We start from the raw sequence: 5,729 nt of genomic DNA, 5'->3' as shown, positions 1-5,729 counted from the left end.
AAGGGTTTGCGTAGCAAACCCTTCCTCAAAGCCCGTTTCAAATTATCCCGAACTCACGTTAAGTAGCTAGGTGCAATTAAATATAAAAGCCAAAAAACTATAGCGCACGCGAAGCGTGCGCTATAGTTTTTGATTCTGGGTTTTAATTATGCCCAGCTAATTAGAAAGGACAATGGTCAGCTAATGGGGGATGGATTCTGAAATGCCCATTTTATGCCAGCAAAAAAGGCGCAAATATGTCGATCACGCTTTGGCTGACCAGTGCCGATGACATCCATAACAAAAACAAAAAAGAGCCGCTTTGCGACTCTTTTTTATAAATTTTTAACCTTCTTTGTTGATGAAGGGCAATAGCGCAACAACGCGAGCTTGTTTAATCGCAGTTGTCAAAGCACGTTGCTGCTTTGCAGTCAAACCTGTAATGCGACGATGAAGAATTTTGCCACGTTCGGTGATGTACTTACGCAGTAATTCGACATCTTTATAGTCGATTTTGGCAGCAGGCGCGATCGGAGAGAGGCGCTTACGATAAAAAGAAGAATTCATTGCCATGATGGGATTATGCGGTTTTGGTGATTGGATTTAACGGACTACTTGATTTCTTTGTGAACGGTATGGGAGTTGCAGTGAGGGCAGAACTTTTTGAGTTCTAATCTTGCAGTGGTATTACGACGATTTTTCATGGTCGTATAGCGAGATACACCAGGGGATCGCTTATTGGCATTGGTGCGACATTCGGTGCACTCTAGCGTAATAACGAGACGGACACCTTTGTTTTTAGCCATTTTTTTAGTTGTGAGATTACTTAAAAGTGCGATCTACAATTGTTACACATAATCATCCTACTTATGCACCTAGGAAGAAAATAATTGCCAAAAATTTGGGCGATCGCCTCATCACTACAATTTCTCACCAGAACTTTTAGCATCATCCAGAGACGTAAAATCCAAAAGATGAGTGGCGGCGCGAAGCGCCGCCACTCATCTTTTAGGTTTGATTTTTGTCCTAAAATTACTGACTATAGCTATAAAAACTATAGCTATAAAAACTAGAATCAAAATCTGTAGCGCACGCGCTGCGCATACTCTAGCTTTTGAGGTTTTAATTATGCTGAGTTATTTATATGCTATAGTGTTTGGATTGGGATCGTAAGGGTTTCGACGTGTTAGTAGAAGCTATCCCTTGATGCAGGTCGAGAGCGGGCTACCTCTCGTAAATCAATGGCTCAAACAAGTACATGCGAACAACATTGTATCTTTCTCTCGTAAAGCAGCTCCAGTAGCAGCCTAAGAACCAAACTTTTCGGTTTCGAGGAGTGTTGTATGACTCCGTTAAATGCACCACTCAACCCCTCAACGGATGCTGTGAATAGCTTTCTCTGATAGGCTTTTCGCTTAAGACTTTATCAGTGCATCTCCCATTGCTAGAGATAAATAGCAGTTCCCTCCAAGAGGATTAGATTGGATAAACCTGTGAATGACTGGGAGGTTAGGCGCTAGTGCGGACGGCAGTTCGACTCTGCCCGATTCCATTAAGCTAAGACCACCAAATAAAAAAGGGACTTGTTTTGCAAGTCCCTTTTTTATTTGGTTCCTATCCATTTTTAAGATTTTGAACTCGCTCCAAGTCGCGCTTCACTTCAAAAATAAGTTCGCGATTTTTAGGATCGGTATTTAGGGCTTTATTGAGATAGATTTCGGCTTCGCGTAACTTCCCAGCCAGAATCAACTCACTACTCCACCGATGGTAAGTCACGGCTTTCCAATGAACTACCTCTGGTGCGTTGGGAAATCTTTCGCTCATTCCTTCGACAACAGCGATCGCTACAATATATTTTTTTTGCTTGAGCAAATCCTGCACGCGCCGCAACATATCCAACTTGAGCCTTAACTCTGGATCGCTATTAATCGGATCGATCTGATTGTTAACCTGCTTTACCTCGATTTTGATTTTGGGGTGGGGCTGAGGCGGTTTTTTAGGTGTAGGAGCTTTTGGCGGTGGTGGCGCAGCAGGCGATCGCACTGCGTTTGTTGAAGCGTTTGTTGAAGAATTTGTCGAAGCATTCTTAGAAAATATCTCCTTTGATAGATCCTTCTCATCGGAATCCTTGAGCATTTTGTAAGCTTCCTGTACCAATCGGAATTTATCCGTAGCCGTAGGATCGTTTTGATTGACATCGGGATGATACTTACGGGCCAACCGACGATAGGCTACCTTAATGTCATCTAAGGTGGCATTGCGCGGAACTCCTAAGAGTCGATAGCATTCTGATAAGTGCATGAATTGAAACTTGACAATAAGACTCGGATGAGAATCCAGAATAGAGAAAAATACTAAGTGAAAAAATACTAAGTGAAATTTTTCCCTATTCTGGCTTTTTGCGAATTGAGTATTTCCCCTTAGCCGTAATTGGCGAACCTTTATTTCCCTCTACTAGCTTAACGTACCGATCCAAAGCCTCCTCTTTAGTAGCATGTTCGGAAATAACATGAACCTTACGACTTCCAGATAGTTCGAGGACAACTTGATGCATAGGTTAAGTTGCTGGGAAATAGCCTTAAAACTGTAAAAACAGTTTAGCAAATATAAACCCATAAAGTAAAAAGGGGTTCTTAGCACCCCTTTTTACTTTATAAAATATAGCTCGCTAGTTTTGTTAGGACAAAATTAAAACCCAAAATAGAGTTGCAGCGCTCTGCGCTGCAACTCTATTTTGGGTTTTATGTCCTGATACAGTTGACGTTAGCTATACTTTATAAAAATTGCTGGAGCTTAGCGCTTGGCAAATTTCTTAGTCAACTTACGTAACCGAATGGATTCAGGTGTGACCTCTAAAATCTCATCGGGACCAATATACTCTAAGGCACGTTCGAGACTCATCTCGATCGGTGCTTGCAATTGCACAATATCATCAGCACCAGCAGCCCGCATGTTTGTAAGCTGCTTGCTCTTACATACATTCAGTTCCATATCTTGAGGACGATTATTTTCACCAATAATCATGCCCTTATATACCTTAGTGCCAGGTTTAATAAAGAACACACCACGATCTTCAGCATTTTTCAAGGAAAACTCGGTAGCAGTGCCTTCTTCAAAGGAAATCAACACACCATTGCGACGAGCGCTGATTTCACCTGCGACGGGGCGATAATCCAAGAAACTGTGGTTCATAATGCCAGCGCCACGGGTTGCGCGCATAAAGTCACCACGGAAGCCGATCAGTCCTCGGGCTGGTACGACAAATTCAATTTGAGAGCGACCGCCACCCGACATCTGCATATCGATCATTTCAGCGCGACGCTGCCCCAGCCGTTCGATACAACCACCAACGGCATCTTCAGGTACATCTAGCACTAGCGCTTCGTAGGGTTCGCACTTCTGACCGTTGATTTCACGATAAATTACTTGAGGCTGGGTGACTTGGAACTCATAACCTTCACGGCGCATGGTTTCGATCAAGATTCCCAAGTGCAATTCGCCACGTCCCGATACGGCAAAGCGATCGGGGGACTCAGGATCTTCTTGAACACGCAGCGCCACATTGGTTTCTAGCTCGCGGAGCAGGCGATCGCGTACTTGGCGAGTGGTGACCAATTTACCTTCTTGACCGACAAAGGGCGAATCATTAACGCAGAAGGTCATCTGCAAGGTTGGCTCATCCACTTTGATCATCGGTAACGCGGAAGGCTCGTTAGGACAGGTAATCGTTTCACCGATATTGGCGGTAGCAAAACCCGATACGGCAACAATATTACCTGCGGAAGAGGTTTGCATTTCTACCCGTTTAAGCCCGTCAAATCCTAAAAGCTTCGTAATTTTGCCCTTCGTAATCGAGCCATCTTCAGAAATTAGAGCCGCTTGTTGTCCAGAGGTAATTGTACCGTTATGAATTTTGCCGATCACGATCCGACCGAGATATTCGGAATAGTCAAGGGTGGTAACTTGCAATTGCAATGGTTTTTCAGGATCGCCAACGGGGGGTGATACGTGATGCAAGATTGACTCAAATAGAGGCTTCATATCGACATTGGCATCTTCGAGCTTCTCCTTAGCAAAGCCACCCATGCCTGAAGCAAATAGGTAAGGAAAATCACATTGATCGTCATCAGCGCCAAGCTCAATGAAGAGATCGAGTACTTTACTCACGGCAACATGGGGATCGGCAAACTCGCGATCGATCTTATTAATGACTACAAGAGGACGCAAACCCTTTTCCAACGCTTTTTTGAGTACAAAGCGAGTTTGGGGCATAGGACCTTCGTTAGCATCAACGATTAACAAGCAACCCTCGACCATGCCAAGTACCCGCTCAACTTCGCCACCAAAGTCAGCGTGTCCTGGGGTGTCAACTATATTGATGAGCGTATCTTTGTATTTGACGGCAGTATTTTTTGAAAGGATGGTAATGCCGCGCTCGCGCTCTAGGTCATTGGAATCCATTACGCATTCGACAAGGGCTTCACCTTCACGAAAAGCGCCTGACTGTCTGAGGAGTGCGTCTACTAGAGTGGTTTTGCCGTGATCGACGTGGGCGATGATGGCGACATTGCGGATAGGGAGAGACATGGGTGATGTATCGAGTTAATCGAAAAACTTATTATTTCTTTATCTATTATGCTTGAGTTTGTCAAAAAACTTTGTATTTATGCCCACCCATTCGTAATCATCAATACAAAATCAATACAGGTTTTGTTTCGGTTTTTGTGTTATGTCCAGCTATTTACTACTCCCTTCCCAGCCAAGAAATAGTGATGCGTGGCTCCGCCACGCATCACTATTTCTCAAAAAGCTGATAGAGGGATTTGTTATCGGAAAACTGGGTTAAAAACCCCGTGCTTCTAGCACGGCTTTATATTAAATTAGATACCTTACACAGTAAATGCTATAATGTAAGCATGACACAAAAAGCATTCAAGTACCGATTCTATCCAACTCCTGAGCAAGAAACTTTGCTTAGAAGAACGATGGGTTGCGCTCGATTGGTTTACAACCGTGCCTTAGCTGCAAGGACAGAAGCATGGTATGAACGTCAAGAGAGAGTTGGATACTCTGAAACCTCAACAATGCTAACCAGTTGGAAGAAGCAAGAGGACTTGCAATTTCTTAATGAAGTTAGCAGTGTGCCATTACAGCAAGGGCTAAGACATTTACAATCCGCGTTTACTAATTTCTTCGCAGGACGGGCTAAATATCCTAACTTCAAGAAAAAACATCACGGCGGAAGCGCTGAATTTACCAAGACTGCTTTCAAGTGGAAAGATGGCAAAGTATTTTTGGCTAAATGTTCTCAACCATTGGATGTTCGATGGAGCCGTGAGATCCATGAAGGTGCAGAGCCATCAACCATTACGGTGAAACTCTCGCCTTCTAGAAGATGGACTGTATCTTTGCTAGTTGATGTTGTAATCGAAACATTACCTGAATCTCCTAATCAAATTGGTTTAGATTTGGGCATTACTAGCCTGATGGCTTTGAGTAATGGCGAGAAGATTGCCAATCCCAAAACATTCAAAGCTAAGCGCCGTAAGTTGCGTAAAGCTCAAAAAGCGCTTAGCCGTAAAAAGAAAGGCTCTAATAATCGACACAAAGCTAGATTGAAAGTCGCCAAGGTTCATGCAGCAATTAGCGATGCTCGGCTTGATTTCCTTCACAAATTGACAACTCGACTGGTTCGTGAAAACCAAGTGATTGCCGTCGAAGATTTGTCTGTGAAGAATATGGTCAAAAAT

The 5,729-nt window shown here is 43.6% G+C and carries 7 protein-coding genes and 1 other RNA gene; 3 read left to right on the top strand and 5 right to left on the bottom strand.

Annotated elements, in window-relative coordinates; all coding sequences use genetic code 11:
- Positions 1–324: 324 nt before the first annotated feature.
- Together rpsR and rpmG are read right to left on the bottom strand one after the other, a co-directional pair.
- A complete protein-coding gene (rpsR, locus tag PSE7429_RS20660; RefSeq protein ID WP_040689928.1) occupies positions 325–546 on the bottom strand; it encodes a 30S ribosomal protein S18 in 222 nt (73 codons plus the stop codon).
- A gap of 44 nt (positions 547–590) precedes the next feature.
- Positions 591–785, bottom strand: coding sequence for a 50S ribosomal protein L33 (rpmG, locus tag PSE7429_RS24735; RefSeq protein ID WP_009629301.1), 195 nt, complete (start codon positions 783–785; stop codon positions 591–593).
- A gap of 84 nt (positions 786–869) precedes the next feature.
- Here rpmG and PSE7429_RS26050 point away from each other — a divergent pair, with 84 nt between their 5' ends.
- Entirely contained in the window at positions 870–1,052 is a 183-nt protein-coding gene (locus tag PSE7429_RS26050; RefSeq protein WP_144052555.1) for a hypothetical protein, read from the top strand.
- 90 nt (positions 1,053–1,142) lie between these two features.
- Positions 1,143–1,534: a transfer-messenger RNA gene (gene ssrA / locus PSE7429_RS24730) on the top strand.
- 59 nt (positions 1,535–1,593) lie between these two features.
- Here ssrA and PSE7429_RS20650 read toward each other — a convergent pair.
- The 3 genes from PSE7429_RS20650 to typA form a co-directional block, all read right to left on the bottom strand.
- Positions 1,594–2,280, bottom strand: coding sequence for a J domain-containing protein (locus PSE7429_RS20650; protein ID WP_009629299.1), 687 nt, complete (start codon positions 2,278–2,280; stop codon positions 1,594–1,596).
- Between the two features lie 85 nt (positions 2,281–2,365).
- Positions 2,366–2,533, bottom strand: a complete 168-nt coding sequence (locus tag PSE7429_RS26680; protein WP_009629298.1) for a hypothetical protein — start codon at positions 2,531–2,533, stop codon at positions 2,366–2,368.
- Between the two features lie 239 nt (positions 2,534–2,772).
- The gene (gene typA, locus PSE7429_RS20645) at positions 2,773–4,566 is read right to left on the bottom strand and encodes a translational GTPase TypA (protein ID WP_009629297.1); all 1,794 of its coding nucleotides are present in this window, start codon (positions 4,564–4,566) and stop codon (positions 2,773–2,775) included.
- Positions 4,567–4,895: 329 nt separating this feature from the next.
- Here typA and PSE7429_RS20640 point away from each other — a divergent pair.
- Positions 4,896–5,729, top strand: an 834-nt coding sequence (locus PSE7429_RS20640; RefSeq protein ID WP_009629296.1) for an RNA-guided endonuclease InsQ/TnpB family protein, incomplete at its 3' end; no start/stop codon positions are given.

Origin of the sequence: Pseudanabaena biceps PCC 7429 (assembly GCF_000332215.1) — a bacterium.
Lineage (GTDB): Bacteria > Cyanobacteriota > Cyanobacteriia > Pseudanabaenales > Pseudanabaenaceae > Pseudanabaena > Pseudanabaena biceps.
Note: the sequence above shows the minus strand (reverse complement) of the source record. Positions and strands in the feature narration are given on the sequence as shown.